This is a genomic window from Bradyrhizobium sp. WSM1743, from assembly GCF_000473065.1.
Lineage (GTDB): Bacteria > Pseudomonadota > Alphaproteobacteria > Rhizobiales > Xanthobacteraceae > Bradyrhizobium.
On sequence record NZ_AXAZ01000058.1, the window covers coordinates 17,391 to 32,437 of the forward strand.

A 15,047-nucleotide genomic window follows, 5' to 3' on the forward strand; every position below is an offset into this window, starting at 1 on the left:
GCCGGACCGCCGCCAGCCTTGTTACGGCCGGTTTCCGTGGCCAGCATGTCGCCGAGGACATGCTTTTGCGGAAGGCGGAAGTCCAGTATGTTTTGCCGAAATGCCGCTCGACAATCGCACGGTAGATCTGATCGGCCGTCGTCGCCTGTCCGGCTCGCTCCGGCCGCCTTGCTCCGATGCCACCCGACGCGAAGCGATCTAAAATTTCGTGCGGGTCGATCGTTTTGTAACATTGAACCCAAGATACGTCAATATGCCTGACATAAATTTCGCAGCCTCTCCTCCTGACGTCGCCGAATCTCGGCCCGCCGCGTCGGACGCAGGCAATTTGCGCTGGGATATCATCGAGCTCTTGTTCTTCGCCTATCGCGACTTCGTCGGCGATCCCGACCAGGAGCTGGAGGCGTTCGGCTTCGGCCGGGCCCATCACCGCGTCATGCACTTCGTCTACCGCTATCCCGGGCTGAAGGTCGCCGACCTGCTCGACGTCTTGCGCATCACAAAACAGTCGCTCGGCCGCGTGCTCAAGCAGCTCCTGGACGAGGGCTATATCGTGCAGAAGACTGGCGACAATGATCGCCGCCAGCGCCTGCTCTACGCGACACCGAAGGGCGAGGCGCTGGTGCAGAAGCTCGCCGGGCTCCAGACCACGCGGATCACCAGGGCGCTCGCGGAGATGGCTCCGCAGGACGCCGAGACCGTGAAGCGCTTCCTGCGCGCGATGATCGACCGCGACGATCCGGACAAGGTGCTCGAGACGATCTTCGCTTCCGTCAACCACGACGCCAAGGAGTGACCGTGCTCGCTGCCACGCTCGCCCGCCCGCCGGTGCAACCCGCCGACGATGCCCCGCATCTGCTGCTGGTCGACGACGACCGCCGCATCCGCGACCTGCTCTCGCGCTTTCTCGCCAGTGAAGGCTACCGCGTCACCACCGCGGCGAGCGCCGGCGATGCGCGCTCGAAACTGCTGAGCCTGCATTTCGATCTCCTGATTCTCGACGTGATGATGCCCGGCGAGACCGGCTTCGACCTTGCCCGCTTCATCCGGACCTCGTCCTCGGTGCCGATCGTGATGCTGACGGCGCGGCACGAGGCGGAAGCCCGTATCGAGGGCTTGCAGATCGGCGCCGACGATTACGTGGCAAAGCCGTTCGAGCCGCGCGAGCTTGCGCTGCGCATCAACAACATCCTCAAGCGCGCCGCGCCGCCGCCGCAGGCCGCGACCGTCGAGAAGATCGCGTTCGGTCCCTATGTCTACCACCTCGATCGCGGCGAATTGCGCCACGGCGAGGAGGTCATCCACCTCACCGATCGCGAGCGCGAGATGCTGCGGATTCTCGCGGAGACGCCGGGCGAGACCGTGCCGCGCAGCGCGCTGACCGGCAATGGCAGCGTCAACGAGCGCGCCGTCGACGTGCAGATCAACCGCCTCCGGCGCAAGATCGAGACCGACCCCGCCAATCCACTGTTCTTGCAGGCGGTGCGCGGCATCGGCTACCGCCTGGTGGCCTCGCCGTAAATCAGTGAAGCGCGCTAGATGAGCACGATCGATACCGGCCTCACGCTTCTGAAGAGCGCCGCCGGCCGCGTTTCGGCGGCGAATGGCTGGATGGGCAATGCATTCAAGGGCTGGATGCCGACCGGCCTCTACGCCCGCGCGCTCCTCATCATGATCGTGCCGATGGTGGTGCTGCAATCGGTCGTCGCTTTCGTGTTCATGGAGCGGCACTGGAACACGGTGACACGCAGATTGTCGGCTGCGGTGGTGCAGGACATCGCCGCGCTGATCGACGTCTACAAAGGCTATCCGCAGGACAAGGACCGCGACCAGATCCGCCGCATCGCGCAGCAGCGCCTCGGCCTCGTTGTCGACTTCCTGCCCGCCGGCGACATGCCGCCGCCGGGACCAAAACCGTTCTTCTCGCTGCTCGACCAGACGCTGTCGGTGCAGCTCGGCCGCCAGATCGGCCGCTCGTTCTGGATCGACACGGTCGGCCGCTCCAACCTGGTCGAGATCCGCATCCAGCTCGACGATGCCGTGATGCGCGTGTTCGCGCAGCGCAGCGCCGCCTATGCCTCGAATTCGGAGATCTTCCTGTTCTGGATGGTCGGCACGTCCTCGATCCTGTTGATCGTCGCCGTGCTGTTCCTGCGCAACCAGATCAAGCCGATCCTGCGCCTTGCCGATGCTGCCGAAAGTTTCGGCAAGGGCCGCGAGGCGCCGAATTTCCGTCCGAGGGGCGCGCGCGAGGTGCGGCGTGCGGCGGTCGCCTTCCTGGAAATGAAGTCGCGCATCGAGCGCACGATGGAGCAGCGCACCGCGATGCTCGCCGGCGTCAGCCACGACCTGCGCACCATCCTGACCCGCTTCAAGCTCGAGCTGGCGCTGATCGGCGACAGCCCCGAGCTCGAGGGCATGCGCAAGGACGTCGACGAGATGTCGATGATGCTGGAGGATTACCTCGCGTTTGCCCGCGGCGATTCCGGCGAGCAGTCGCAGCCGACCGACATGGCGCAAGCGCTCGAGGAGCTGCGCAGCGACGCCGAGCGCCATGGTCATACCGCGACCGTGGCCTTCCACGGCCTGCCGGTGGTGACGGTGAAGCCGGCCTCGTTCAAGCGCTGCCTCGCCAATCTCGTCACCAACGCGGCGCGCTACGGCAAGGCCATCGCCATCACCGGCCAGCGCGATCACCGTTATCTCACCGTCACGATCGAGGACGACGGCCCGGGCATTCCCGCGCACTTGCGCGAAGAGGTGTTCAAGCCGTTCCTGCGGCTGGATAACGCCCGCAACCAGGACGAAGGCGGCACGGGCCTTGGCCTCGCCATCGCCCGCGACATCGCCCGCTCGCACGGCGGCGACATCACGCTGGGTGACAGCCCGATGGGGGGCTTGCGGGCGAGCGTGCGGATTCCGGTGTAGCTGACCGTTCACCTCTCCCCGTTTGCGGGGAGAGGTCGAATCGCTCTTGCGATCCGGGTGAGGGGGTACAGGTCTCTCGGCAATTTCGCGTGCGGAGAGGCCCCTCACCCCACAACCCTCTCCCCGTAAGAACGGGGCGAGCGCACCGATTTCCGCGAGCTACGAGCTCACGACTGACCTACTTCGGCAGCAGCGCCTTCAGCTTGTCCATGTCGCGCACGTTCATCTTGAAGCCGCCGGGCATCACGATGTCGCCGGGCTTCTGCTCCGGCTTGCAGGCTCCTAGCCACTTGGCTTGCAGCGTCGTGGTGTTGTCGCGCCCCGCCGCGCCGGCGACGCCGCCTTGCGCATGCGAGGTCGTCTTCACCGTGTAGGCCGAGTTGAAATCGCCAGTGATCTCGGCATGCGAGGTCGTGCTGACACCGGCGACGCTGCACTCGGAATCGCTGCCATAGCCGGTCGCGGTCTTCTTGATCTCCTGCTTGGCGCAGATCTGCTTGGCCATCGGGGAGACGTTGTTGCTCATCTCCCTGTCGACGGTCTCGTCGGTGCAGTGCTGCATGGTCATCTCGGGCACCGGCGAGCCTGATGTGACCAGCTTCATTTCCCAAAGACCGGCCTTGCGCACCGGCAGGTCGTCGGCGCCGGCGCTGCCTGCCGACAACGCGAGGCAAAGCGTCGAGCCGAGCAAAGCGAGTTTGCGCGTCATGTGGAAGGCTCCCGGCTGAGAGAGTACGGCGCTGCGAGAGCGCCTCAGTACAGCGTGCGGATCGGCCGATCGGCGGCGCCATAGGGCACCCAGCGGCAGGAGAACGAGATATATCCGCCCTCATAGGCCTGCACGCCCAGGAATTTCACCACCTTGCCGTAACGCGCGCAGTGATCGACAGCGACCTGACGCGCGTCGACTTGACTCGCCATCGAATAGGCGATGATACCGCCGGTGTCGTTGCCCTTGAACGGAGGCACCGGAAGGATATCGGCGCGCGCCGGCTGGCTCGCCATCGTACTCGAGACAACCAGGCCGGCAAAAAGGCCCGCGGCCGCAATGATTCGCATTCCCGTCACTCCAATTGGCTGGCGGCAGTTTACGGTGCCGGGATGGAAGTGAAAAGAACCGAAGGCCAGTTGGCCGCGACGTCTTGGTCAACTCCTGGCAAAGTGTTGCCGCGCTGCACTTGACCTCCCCCCGCCTTCGCGGCACCGTCCCACCTTCGCAAGACTTGAACGTCCGGATTGATCATGCGCGCCCCCTCCCTGAAATCGCTCCGCTTTGCCGCCGTGCTCGGCCTCATGTTCGGGGCACTGTCGCTCGGAGAGGCCAAAGCCGCCAATGGACTCGAGATGAATTTCTGGCTGAGCGGGCCGCGCTATGACGGCGCCGTCGCCGATTGCGACAAGGCCCTGCCGACGATCGCCACCCAGTTCTGGGAGAAAGAAAGCTCGTTCTGGAATTCCTCGTTGCAGATCACCGGCTTCTCCGCCGTTCGCGAAGTCGCGTTCCGCCCCTGGCAGTCCGACAACATTCCGCGCCGCTACTGCACCGGCGACGCCACGCTCAATGACGGCAAGGTGCGCAAGGTGCACTTCTCGATCATCGAGGATGGCGGCTTCGCCGGCTACGGCAACGGCGTCGAATGGTGCGTGGTCGGGGTCGACCGTAACTGGGCCTACAACCCGGCCTGCCGCGCCGCCAAGCCCTGATTCGAAAGCCCTGATTCGGTCCGATCAAGCGGCCGAACGATTGGCGCCCGAAATTTGTTCTTGAAATGTTCTCATCGCCTGCTAGGCTCGCTTGCACAGTCTAGTTGAGGGGCGCCGCCATGTTTCATTCCAGATTGCGTTCGTTCTCCCGTCTTGTGATCTCACTCACCCTTGCCGCCGGGCTGGCGTCGCTCGCCGGCGGCGCGAAAGCGCAGGACAAGCGGCAGAACGCGCCCGGCGAATTCGATTTCTATGTGCTGTCGCTGTCCTGGTCGCCCTCGTTCTGCGAGGAGGCAGCCGAGCGCGGCGGCCGGTCACAGATGCAATGCGGCGGGCGGCCCTACGCCTTCGTGGTGCATGGGCTGTGGCCGCAATATGAGAACGGCTTTCCGGAATACTGCCAGCGGCCGGCGCCGCGGCTCAATCGCAGCATCGTCTCCTCGATGCTCGACCTGATGCCGGCGCCGGGCCTGATCTTCAACGAATGGGACAAGCACGGCACCTGCTCCGGGCTCGAAGGCCGCAGCTATTTCGAGACGATCCGCAAGGCGCGCGCCGCGATCAAGATCCCGGCCGAATATCTCGATCTGTCGCAGGCCAAGACCGTGGCGCCGGCGGAGGTCGAGGAGGCCTTCATCAAGGCCAATCCCGGTCTCAGCAATGCCGCCGTCTCGGTGACCTGCAACCGGACACGGCTCTCCGAGGTCCGCATCTGCCTCAGCAAGGACCTGCAATTCCGCGCCTGCGACGAGATCGAGCGCCGCGCCTGCCGCCGCGACCAGGTGACGATGCCGCCGATCAGGGGCGGGTAGCTAGCTCTCGTCGTCATTCCGGGATGGTGCGTTAGCACCAGACCCGGAAATCTCGAGATTCCGGGTTCGGTGCTGCGCACCGCCCCGGAATGACGGCAGTTACTTTCATCGCGCGATGTCGTAACTGTCCGACATGAACTACCGCCACGCCTTCCACGCCGGCAGCTTCGCCGATGTCATCAAGCACATCGTGCTGGCGCGCATTCTTACTTACTTGCAGGACAAGCCAGCGGCGTTCCGCGTCATCGACACCCATGCCGGCGCCGGGCTCTACGATCTCGACAGCGACGAGGCGCGCCGCGGCGGCGAATGGCTGACCGGCATTGCGCGGCTGCTGCAGGCGCGCCTGTCGAGCGAGACCGCGGCGCTGACCAAGCCCTATCTCGACATTGTCCGCGCCTTCAATCCGAAGGGCGAGCTTAGGGCTTATCCAGGCTCGCCGCTGATTGCGCGCGGCCTGCTCAGACCGCAAGACCGGCTCGTCGCCTGCGAGCTCGAGCCGAAGGCGCGGAAAGCGCTGATCGACGTGCTGCGCCGCGACGAACAGGCCCGCGTGGTCGATCTCGACGGCTGGGTGGCACTGCCGGCCTTCGTGCCGCCGAAAGAGCGGCGCGGCCTCGTGCTGATCGACCCGCCGTTCGAGGCCAAGGACGAGTTCGAGCGGCTCGGCGACGCCTTCACGGCGGCCTTCGCGAAATGGCCGACCGGTATCTATGTCATTTGGTATCCGGCCAAGAACCGGCGGGCCACCGACACGCTGGCCCAGACGGCCGCGCGGCTCGCAGCTGCAGCAAAGCCGCCGGGGAAATGCCTGCGCCTCGAATTCAGCGTCGCGCCGCAAGCCGACAGCGCCGCCCTCACCTCCACTGGGCTCCTGATCGTCAATCCGCCCTATACGCTGCACGGCGAGCTCAAGACCATCCTGCCCGAGCTGGAAATGCCGCTCGGCCAGGGCGGGGCTGCCAGATTCCGATTGGAGGTGCCGGGACCGTAACACTCCGGCATTCTTGGGAAAAATATGCAGGACCGGTAGTCAATCTGCAAAGAACCGTATTATGCTATTTCCGTGACTGGCTTTACGTTCCGCTTCCGCGAATGGTTGCGGCGGAGTGAAGGCCCTAAGAAAGATCCCGCCGGACCTGTGAGGTCCGTCCAAGGATGGCCAGCTCCCGGGCTCCGTGAGGCCCGGTCATGTCGTGACGTGAGTCTGCGTCGCGGCGGAGGAGCAATGAGGGGGAGTTTCCCGATGGCCATGACGGGAACGGTCAAGTTCTTCAACGGCGAGCGAGGCTACGGCTTCATCAAGCCTGATGACGGCGGTCGCGATGTCTTCGTTCACATCACCGCTGTGGAGCGGGCGGGACTGAAGGACCTCGCCGAAGGACAGCGTATTACTTTCGAAGTCGAGCCGGACAAGAAGGGGAAGGGACCGAAGGCGGTCAATTTGGTGATCCTCTCCTAGCGCGCCCCGAGCAAAAAAAATCCCGGCCGCGAGCGGCCGGGAGGCTGGTCCGGTATTTTCTTCTCTGGATGTCAGAAGTGATAGTTCACGCCTGCGCGGACAACGCTGGCGCTATAGCCGTTCGACACGCCCGTAATTGCGAACTGACTCGTCGACAGATCGATGTAGAGATATTCGAGCTTGGCGCTCCAGTTCGGCGCGAGGCCCACTTCCGCGCCGGCACCGATGGTCCAGCCCGCAGTGGTGTGCGACTCCGTCCAGCCGAAGGTCTGCCCACGCAGCTCGCCGAAGGCGAGGCCGGCGGTGCCGTAGAACAGCACATTGCTGAACGCATAGCCGGCGCGGCCTCGCAGGGTGCCGAACCACGGATTGGAGAATTTCCACGGCGCGAAGGTGTCGTCGGCGCCGGTGGCCTGGATGTCGCCCTCGACACCGAACACCCACGGGCCGTTCTGGAAATTGTAGCCGGCTTGCACGCCGCCAACGAAGCCCGATGGCTTCGTGGGGTTGTTGTCGACCGAGCCCCATTCATAACCGATGTTGCCGCCGAGATAGGGACCTGCCCAGCTATAGGCATTGAGCGGCTGATTGACGGTGTAGGGCGCACGCTGCCCGTAATTGAGATCGGCGGCCTCTGCCGAAGCTGTCCAGCCGGCTGCAACCAACGCGGCTGCGCCCACAACGAGCCTCTTCATCACTCACTCCAACGCAACTGTCGCAACCTCGCGATGCCCGCGCCGCCGCGCCGGGCCCGTCGCATGGTTACGGAACCAAGAACTTTTCGCGTCAGATTTATCGAGAGTTTTAAGTTAAAGGGCTGTTAAGTCGGGTTACCGCCCGCTTAACAGACTTAAGGAAGCGTTACCGGGAACTGGCTGCCATCCTGTGCGTGCCGCATGGCCGGAACTTCAAATCAGCGCCCCCAATACCTAAATTCGCCCCATGGTTCACGATTCCTCCGACAATCAAGACGACCGCGCGCGCAAGTCGCCGCCGGCCGCTGCGAGCGACGCGCCGCCCGAGCGGCTGGCAGCGCCGGACGTCGATCCCGCGGCAGCAGGCGGCGACGACGAGGACGATGCGCTGCTGCCGGATATCCTGGAAGAGAGCGGCACGGTCGGCGAGGGCCCGCTGGCGATCGGTCACGAGGCGATCGAGCGCGCGGTTCGGCTCGCACCCACCTCCCCCGGCGTCTATCGCATGCTCAATGCGAGCGCCGACGTGCTCTATGTCGGCAAAGCCAAGAACGTCAAAAAGCGCCTGTCCAGCTATGCGCGCCAAAGTGCGCCGCTGCCGGCCCGCATCCTGCGCATGATCGCCGCCACGGTGACCGTGGAGATCGTCTCGACCAACACCGAGACCGAGGCGCTGCTGCTGGAAGCCAACCTTATCAAGCAGCTGCGGCCGCGCTTCAACGTGCAGCTACGCGACGACAAGTCGTTTCCCTACATCCTGATCACCGGCGATCATTGGGCGCCGCAGATCCTCAAGCATCGCGGGGCGCAGACCCGGCCCGGGCGCTATTTCGGCCCATTCGCCTCCGCCGGCGCGGTCAACCGCACCATAACGGCGCTGCAGCGCGCGTTCCTGATCCGCTCCTGCACCGATTCCTTCTTCGAGAGCCGCACCCGGCCCTGCCTGCTCTACCAGATCCGCCGCTGCGCCGGCCCCTGCACCCGCGAGATCGACTTCGGCGGCTACTCAACGCTGGTGCGCGAGGCGAGCGACTTTCTGTCCGGCAAGAGCCATGCGGTGAAGCAGGAGCTCGCCGGCGAGATGGAGAAGGCGGCCAATGAGCTCGAATTCGAGCGCGCCGCACTCTACCGCGACCGCCTCGCCGCACTGTCGGCGATCCAGTCGCAGCAGGGCATCAATCCGCGCACGGTGGAAGAAGCCGACGTGTTCGCCATCCACCAGGAGGGCGGCTTCTCCTGCGTCGAGGTGTTCTTCTTCCGCACCGGCCAGAACTGGGGCAACCGCGCCTACTTCCCACGCGCGGAAAAGAGCTTTACGCCGGAAGAAGTGCTCGGCTCGTTCCTCGCCCAGTTCTACGACGACAAGCCACCGCCGAAGAACATCCTGCTCTCGCACGAGATCGAGGAATGCGAGCTGCTCGCCAATGCGCTCTCGATCAAGGCCGGCCACAAGGTCGAGGTCACCGCGCCCAAGCGCGGCGAGAAGAAGGAGCTCGTCACCCACGCGCTGACCAATGCGCGCGAGGCGCTCGGCCGCAAGCTCGCGGACACCGCGACGCAAAGCCGGCTGCTCGAGGCCATGGCCACGACGCTGAACCTGCCGCACCCGCCCAAGCGCATCGAGGTCTACGACAACAGCCACATCCAGGGCACCAATGCGGTCGGCGCCATGATCGTCGCCGGCCCCGACGGCTTTGTGAAAAACCAGTACCGCAAGTTCAACATCAAGTCGGAAGGGATCACGCCCGGCGATGACTTCGCCATGATGCGCGAGGTGCTGGAGCGCCGCTTCAAGCGCCTGATCAATCCGCCCGAGGAGGGCGCGGCCAAGGCGAAGGACGACGACTTCCCGCAATGGCCGGACCTCGTCATCATCGATGGCGGCCGCGGCCAGCTCAATGCCGTCCGCGAGATCTTTGCCAATCTCGGGCTGACCCAGGTGTCGCTGATGTCGGTCGCCAAGGGACCGGACCGGGATGCCGGCCGCGAGACCCTGTTCATGCCGGAGCGCGAGGCGATCAAGCTGGAGCCGCGCGATCCCGTGCTCTATTTCATCCAGCGCCTGCGCGACGAGGCCCACCGCTTCGTCATCGGCTCGCACCGCAAGCTGCGCAAGAAGGACATCCGCGAAGCCGGCTTGCAGGAGATTCCGGGCATCGGCCCGTCACGCAAACGTGCCTTGCTGCACCATTTCGGAACCCTGAAGGAGATCGAACGGGCCTCGATTGCCGATCTCGGCAAGGTTCCGGGGGTCAGCGCCGAGAGCGCGCGCAGGATTTTCGAATATTTCCATCCCCAGCCGGGATGAACTAAAGGGGGACCGCGGTCATATGGTCGTTGCATCCTGCGCCCATCTGGGGAGCGGAACGGTTGACCTTGGGGCCCGAGCGGTATTGGTAGGACGGATGAACATCGCCACGACACGAGGGACCACCAGCCGCGCGATGTCCCTCCCCAACATCCTGACCTATGGCCGGATCGCCGCGATCCCGGTCGTGGTCGGATGCATCTATGCGCAGTCGATTCTGGATCAGCCGCTCTGGCTGCGCTGGGTTGCGGTCGCCCTTTTCATTGCGGCCGGTGTGACCGATTACCTCGACGGCTATTATGCGCGGATCTGGAATCAGCAATCGGCGTTCGGCCGGATGCTCGACCCGATCGCCGACAAGCTGCTGGTCGCCTCCTGCCTGCTGATGCTGGCCGCGGACGGCATCATCCACGGCTGGTCGCTGTGGGCCGCCATCGTGATCCTGTGCCGCGAGATCCTGGTTTCGGGCCTGCGCGAATACCTCGCCGCGCTGCGCGTCAGCGTGCCCGTGACCAAGCTCGCCAAATGGAAGACCACGGTCCAGCTCGTCGCCATCGGCTTCCTGCTTGCTGGGCCAGCCGGCGATGAGGTGGTGCCGGTCGTCTCGATGATTGGCCTCGCGCTGCTGTGGGCTTCGGCGATCCTCACCATCTACACCGGCTACGACTATTTCCGCGCCGGCATCCATCACCTCATCAAGGAGGACGAGGGATGAAGGTGAAGTATTTCGCCTGGGTGCGCGAGCGCGTCGGCAAGGCCGAAGAGACGATCGAGCCGCCCGCAAGCGTGCGCACCGTCGAGGAGCTGATCGCCTGGCTCTCCGGCCAAAGCGAGGCCTATGCGTATGCGTTCGAGAAGCCGAAGGTGATCCGCACCGCAATCGACCACGCCCACGTCAAATCAGACGCCGCGATCGCGGGCGCCCGCGAGATCGCGTTCTTCCCGCCGATGACCGGCGGCTAGGCTCATGACCTGCCCTGTCACCATCCGTATCCAGGAAGACGATTTCGACATCGCGCGCGAGATCGCGATCCTGACCGACAGCCGGACCGATATCGGCGCGGTCGTGAGCTTTTCCGGCATTTGCCGCGCCGACGAGGATAGCGCGAAGATCGCCGCGCTCACGCTCGAACATTATCCCGGCATGGCGGAGGAAGAGATCAGGCGTCACGCCGACGAGGCCATTTCGCGCTGGCCGCTCAACGGCGTCACGGTGATCCATCGCGTCGGCCGCTTCATGCCCGGCCAGAACATCGTGCTGGTGCTGACCGCCTCGCAGCACCGACAGGCCGCGTTCCAGGCGGCCGAGTTCCTGATGGACTATCTCAAGACCAGTGCGCCGTTCTGGAAGAAGGAAGAGAGCGCCACCGGCACCGGCTGGGTCGAGGCCCACGCCCGTGACGACGAAGCCGCCGCGCGCTGGACGAAATCCTGATGGCAAGAGCCTCCAAAAAAACCGCGCGCGGCCGCGCCGCGCCGAAGCTTGCGAAAGTCGGACGCGGCGAGCTTCTCACGCTACTCGACTTCGTCCGCTATGCCGTGAGCCGTTTCGTCGAAGCCAAGCTCGCCTTCGCCCATGGCACCACCGATCCGGTCGCGGAAGCCGTTTTCCTGGTCTGCGAGGCGCTCCATCTCAATCCCGACCAGTTCGAGGGCTTTGCCCACGCGCGCGTCACGGCCGCAGAAGGCAAGACCATCCTCGACCTCATCCATCAGCGCGTCACGACGCGCAAGCCGGCCGCCTATCTCGTCAACAAGATCTATATGCGCGGCTTGCCCTTTTACGTGGACGAGCGCGTGATCGTTCCGCGCTCCTTCATCGGCGAGCTGCTGGATTCGCATTTCGGCGCCGACGGCGAGGCCGGCTCGCTGATCGACGATCCCACGGCTGTCGCGCGCGTGCTCGATCTCTGCACGGGGTCGGGATGCCTCGCGATCCTCGCCGCGCATCATTTCCCGAATGCTGCGGTCGATGCCGTCGACATCTCCAAGGGTGCACTTGAAGTTGCCGCCCGCAATGTCGGCGAATACGGGCTCGCGGATCGGATCAGCCTCTATCGCGGCGACCTGTTCGCCCCGCTCGGCGACAACAGATACGACCTGATCATCACCAATCCGCCTTACGTCGACGCCGAAGGCATGGCGGCGCTGCCGCCGGAGTGCCGGGCCGAGCCGAAGCTCGCGTTCGACGGCGGCGCCGACGGTCTCGACGTGGTGCGCCGCATCCTGCGCGATGCGCCCGGTCACCTGACGCCGGACGGCGGTCTGATCTGCGAGATCGGCCGCGGCCGCGAGCTGGCCGACGCGGCCTTTCCGGAATTGCCGCTGCTCTGGCTCGACACCGAAGATTCCGAGGGCGAGGTGTTCTGGATCGCAGCCGCCGATCTTGGCTAGCCTCTGCGACGTGTGCGCTTCCTCGGAACAAGTCAAATACCGCCACGTTCATCCTCCGATGCATTTTTTCGCTCTCGGAGGATGTCCGCATGCTCGCGCCATCGGGCGAATTGCTGCGCGCCGGCATGGCGCTCAAGCTCAACCACCTCAAACGCGCCGCTCAATCCTATCTGCGTGACCAGACCAGCCAGGCCACCGGCAAGGTGACATCTTACGCGGTGGCCGGCGGACTGTTCGCAGTCGCGGGCCTGTTCGTTATCGCAGCATTCTTCGTCGCGCTGATGGCCTTGTACCGCTGGGTCGCCATCACCTACGGGCAATTCTGGGGTTTTGGCGCCGTCGGCGCAGTGCTGCTGGTGCTGGCTGCGGTCTGTGCCGGGGTGGCGATGGCGCAGATGAGGCGCAAGCCCAAGCCGATCGTGCCGCTTGCGAGCCGCCTGCGCGCGGCGGTCGCGACGCCGCGGATCCCGCGCGGAACGGTCACGCAGGCGGTGAAGGAGGTGGCAACGACGATTCCCCTCGTGCCGCTCGCGCCGGGGGAACGCGGTCATGGCAGCAAAGCTTTTGGCAGGAAGCCTTATGGCAGCACGGCTTGGCCGGTCCGCGCCAACCGACCCGTGCAACTTGGCCTGATGCTCGCGGCGGTCGGCCTGGTCGGGTTGGCCGCCCGGAGGCGGCGCCACAGGCACAGTCTGGAGGCGTGATGCTGGCGCGCCGCTCCGAACCGATCGACTCCTGGCTCCTAGTGGCGGCGACGGCCATCTTCGTGCTGACGGCGGAGCGCTACTTTCAGGATTCCGGCCTGATCCGGTTGGGGCCTCCGCAGGACCACCGCAAAGCCGAAGCGAATTCACCGGAAACGAACCCGGCGGGCGCCGCCGCGCAACCCGGCCGCGGTCGCCGGGCGAAAAGTCCATTCGAAATTCCCTGGTCGGGCTGGAAGGATATTTTCTGGCGGACCTATCAGCGCATCGACGAGGATCGCCTGCTTGCGACGGCGGGCGGTGTCGTCTTCTTCGGGCTGCTCGCGCTCTTCCCCGCAGTCACCGCGCTCGTCTCCTCTTATGCCCTGTTCGCCGATCCCGCGACGATCAGCGCCAACCTCCAGACGCTTGCGACCATGCTGCCCGAGGGCTCGTTCCAGATCGTCGAAGACCAGGTCGCGCGCGTGGTGTCGAACGGCAATGCGACGCTCGGTGTCACGTTCCTGTTCGGCCTGCTGCTTGCGATCTGGAGCGCCAATGCCGGTGTCAAGGCGATCTTTGACGCCCTCAACGTCGCCTATGAGGAACGCGAGAAGCGCAGCTTCATCCGGCTGAACATGGTCTCGCTGGCCTTCACCGTCGGCGGCATCGTGGCGCTGCTGTTGATGGTGGCGGCCGTCGTCGCCTTCCCGCTTGCGCTCAATCATCTCGGCATGGCGCCCGAAAGCAAGCTGATCGTCGCGCTCGCACGATGGCCGCTGCTGTTCCTGATCCTGCTGGTCGCACTCGCCATCCTCTACCGCTTCGCGCCCAGCCGTGACGCGCCGCGCTGGCAATGGCTGAGCCTCGGCGCCGTGACGGCCGCGATCCTCTGGATCGCCGGTTCGGCGCTGCTGTCCTGGTACCTCTCGGAATTCGCCAATTACAATGCGACCTACGGCTCTCTGGGCGCTGCGATCGGCCTGATGACGTGGATGTGGATGTCGGCGATCGTCATCATGTTCGGCGCCGAGCTGAATTCGGAGATCGAGCGGCAGACGCTGCGCGACACCACCACCGGACGGCCGAAGCCGCTCGGCAGCCGCGAAGCCGTCTCGGCCGACACGGTCGGCGCCACTGGGCCATTTTGATCGGTGGCGGTCAGGCCGGAGGCCGGCCTGACCGCATCTCAGGCGCTGTCAGCGCTTGGTGATCACGGCTTCCAGATATTCGCTGTGCACCACGATCGTGCCATCGTCGGCGTGGTTGAATTCCCCGAGCAGCGCCAGGAGATCGCGCGTCAGCGCCGCTTGGCCGGTTTCGTCGAGCGCGGCAAACGCCTTCAGCGTCGGCCCGTAGAAGGTCTTGAAGATTTCGAGCCAGTGCTCCGGCGAGCGATAGCGGAACACGAACATGCGCGGCTCGGCAACGATCTCGGAAGCCTGGCTCGCGAACATCTCTTCCAGCCGCGCCACCGTACCCCACAGCGCCGGTGACTTCACCCCCGCCGGCGGCGGCAGATGCTTGCCGATGGTCTTGAACAGCTGGCCGATGAAACCTTGCGGCGTCCAGTTGGCGAGGCCGATCTTGCCGCCGGATTTGCAGACCCGCGCGAGCTCGGAGGCCGCCTTGTCCTGGTCCGGCGTGAACATCACGCCGAAGGTCGAGAGCACGACGTCGTAGCTGGCGTCGGCAAACGGCAGCGCTTCGGCATCCGCCTCGCGGAACTCAACCACGAGATGTTCGGCCGCAGCGCGCTCGCGCCCGCGCTTGAGCAGCGCCGGCACGTAGTCGGTGGATGTGACGTCGCACCAGCGCCGCGCCGCCGCCAGCGTCGCATTGCCGTTGCCGGCGGCGACGTCCAGCACCTTGCTGCCGGCGCGTAAGTCGATTGCCTCACAGAGCTGCTCGCCGACGATCTGCAAGGTGGTGCCGACCACGGCATAGTCGCCCGATGACCAGGCGCCGTGCTGGCGCTGCTTGACGGCGGCAAGATCAGGTTGGGCTGCGGCTGGCTTGAGCGCGGCGGATGTCGACATGGCAATCTCCTGCGGTTGAAGA

18 protein-coding genes are annotated in these 15,047 nt (G+C 65.2%); 14 read left to right on the forward strand and 4 right to left on the reverse strand.

Annotated features, from left to right (window positions below; genetic code table 11):
* Nucleotides 1-253 precede the first annotated feature (253 nt).
* Genes YU9_RS0128140 through YU9_RS0128150 form a run of 3 tightly spaced genes read left to right on the forward strand, consistent with a single transcriptional unit; the run spans nucleotide 254 to nucleotide 2,928 of the window.
* Nucleotides 254-796: a MarR family winged helix-turn-helix transcriptional regulator gene (locus YU9_RS0128140; RefSeq protein ID WP_027575795.1), complete on the forward strand. Its 543-nt coding sequence runs from the start codon at nucleotides 254-256 to the stop codon at nucleotides 794-796.
* Complete coding sequence (locus YU9_RS0128145) at nucleotides 793-1,521, forward strand: response regulator (protein WP_027575796.1); 729 nt, start codon at nucleotides 793-795, stop codon at nucleotides 1,519-1,521. The genes YU9_RS0128140 and YU9_RS0128145 overlap by 4 nt, the downstream gene beginning before the upstream one ends.
* A gap of 18 nt (nucleotides 1,522-1,539) precedes the next feature.
* Nucleotides 1,540-2,928, forward strand: coding sequence for an ATP-binding protein (locus YU9_RS0128150; protein ID WP_027575797.1), 1,389 nt, complete (start codon nucleotides 1,540-1,542; stop codon nucleotides 2,926-2,928).
* Nucleotides 2,929-3,106: 178 nt separating this feature from the next.
* On the opposite strand, the gene YU9_RS0128155 is transcribed toward YU9_RS0128150, so the two are convergent.
* Nucleotides 3,107-3,637, reverse strand: coding sequence for a DUF3617 family protein (locus tag YU9_RS0128155; protein WP_027575798.1), 531 nt, complete (start codon nucleotides 3,635-3,637; stop codon nucleotides 3,107-3,109).
* 44 nt (nucleotides 3,638-3,681) lie between these two features.
* On the reverse strand, nucleotides 3,682-3,987 hold the full coding sequence (locus tag YU9_RS0128160) for a hypothetical protein (protein ID WP_027575799.1): 306 nt from the start codon (nucleotides 3,985-3,987) through the stop codon (nucleotides 3,682-3,684).
* Nucleotides 3,988-4,170: 183 nt separating this feature from the next.
* Between YU9_RS0128160 and YU9_RS0128165 the strand changes: the two genes are divergently transcribed.
* From YU9_RS0128165 to YU9_RS0128180, 4 genes are all read left to right on the forward strand, one after another.
* On the forward strand, nucleotides 4,171-4,632 hold the full coding sequence (locus tag YU9_RS0128165) for a hypothetical protein (RefSeq protein WP_027575800.1): 462 nt from the start codon (nucleotides 4,171-4,173) through the stop codon (nucleotides 4,630-4,632).
* Between the two features lie 119 nt (nucleotides 4,633-4,751).
* Nucleotides 4,752-5,444, forward strand: coding sequence for a ribonuclease T2 (locus YU9_RS0128170; protein WP_027575801.1), 693 nt, complete (start codon nucleotides 4,752-4,754; stop codon nucleotides 5,442-5,444).
* A 133-nt stretch (nucleotides 5,445-5,577) separates the two neighbouring features.
* Nucleotides 5,578-6,438: a 23S rRNA (adenine(2030)-N(6))-methyltransferase RlmJ gene (locus YU9_RS0128175; RefSeq protein ID WP_027575802.1), complete on the forward strand. Its 861-nt coding sequence runs from the start codon at nucleotides 5,578-5,580 to the stop codon at nucleotides 6,436-6,438.
* Between the two features lie 252 nt (nucleotides 6,439-6,690).
* Complete coding sequence (locus YU9_RS0128180; RefSeq protein ID WP_008544396.1) at nucleotides 6,691-6,906, forward strand: cold-shock protein; 216 nt, start codon at nucleotides 6,691-6,693, stop codon at nucleotides 6,904-6,906.
* A gap of 71 nt (nucleotides 6,907-6,977) precedes the next feature.
* Here the strand turns inward: YU9_RS0128180 and YU9_RS0128185 are convergent, their stop codons facing one another.
* Complete coding sequence (locus tag YU9_RS0128185; protein WP_027575803.1) at nucleotides 6,978-7,601, reverse strand: outer membrane protein; 624 nt, start codon at nucleotides 7,599-7,601, stop codon at nucleotides 6,978-6,980.
* 247 nt (nucleotides 7,602-7,848) lie between these two features.
* Between YU9_RS0128185 and uvrC the strand changes: the two genes are divergently transcribed.
* The 7 genes from uvrC to YU9_RS0128220 all read left to right on the forward strand — a co-directional run bounded on the left by uvrC (nucleotide 7,849) and on the right by YU9_RS0128220 (nucleotide 14,137).
* On the forward strand, nucleotides 7,849-9,909 hold the full coding sequence (uvrC, locus tag YU9_RS0128190) for an excinuclease ABC subunit UvrC (RefSeq protein WP_027575804.1): 2,061 nt from the start codon (nucleotides 7,849-7,851) through the stop codon (nucleotides 9,907-9,909).
* A 97-nt stretch (nucleotides 9,910-10,006) separates the two neighbouring features.
* Complete coding sequence (gene pgsA / locus YU9_RS0128195; RefSeq protein WP_027575805.1) at nucleotides 10,007-10,624, forward strand: CDP-diacylglycerol--glycerol-3-phosphate 3-phosphatidyltransferase; 618 nt, start codon at nucleotides 10,007-10,009, stop codon at nucleotides 10,622-10,624.
* Complete coding sequence (gene moaD / locus YU9_RS0128200) at nucleotides 10,621-10,872, forward strand: molybdopterin converting factor subunit 1 (RefSeq protein WP_027575806.1); 252 nt, start codon at nucleotides 10,621-10,623, stop codon at nucleotides 10,870-10,872. Before pgsA ends, moaD begins: the two co-directional genes overlap by 4 nt.
* A gap of 4 nt (nucleotides 10,873-10,876) precedes the next feature.
* Nucleotides 10,877-11,344: a molybdenum cofactor biosynthesis protein MoaE gene (locus YU9_RS0128205; RefSeq protein WP_027575807.1), complete on the forward strand. Its 468-nt coding sequence runs from the start codon at nucleotides 10,877-10,879 to the stop codon at nucleotides 11,342-11,344.
* Nucleotides 11,344-12,303: a 50S ribosomal protein L3 N(5)-glutamine methyltransferase gene (gene prmB / locus YU9_RS0128210; RefSeq protein ID WP_027575808.1), complete on the forward strand. Its 960-nt coding sequence runs from the start codon at nucleotides 11,344-11,346 to the stop codon at nucleotides 12,301-12,303. The genes YU9_RS0128205 and prmB overlap by 1 nt, the downstream gene beginning before the upstream one ends.
* Nucleotides 12,304-12,392: 89 nt before the next feature.
* The gene (locus tag YU9_RS0128215) at nucleotides 12,393-13,007 is read left to right on the forward strand and encodes a phage holin family protein (protein ID WP_027575809.1); all 615 of its coding nucleotides are present in this window, start codon (nucleotides 12,393-12,395) and stop codon (nucleotides 13,005-13,007) included.
* The gene (locus YU9_RS0128220; RefSeq protein WP_027575810.1) at nucleotides 13,007-14,137 is read left to right on the forward strand and encodes a YihY/virulence factor BrkB family protein; all 1,131 of its coding nucleotides are present in this window, start codon (nucleotides 13,007-13,009) and stop codon (nucleotides 14,135-14,137) included. The genes YU9_RS0128215 and YU9_RS0128220 overlap by 1 nt, the downstream gene beginning before the upstream one ends.
* Before the next feature lie 48 nt (nucleotides 14,138-14,185).
* Here the strand turns inward: YU9_RS0128220 and YU9_RS0128225 are convergent, their stop codons facing one another.
* Entirely contained in the window at nucleotides 14,186-15,025 is an 840-nt protein-coding gene (locus tag YU9_RS0128225) for a class I SAM-dependent methyltransferase (protein WP_027575811.1), read from the reverse strand.
* Nucleotides 15,026-15,047: the final 22 nt, after the last annotated feature.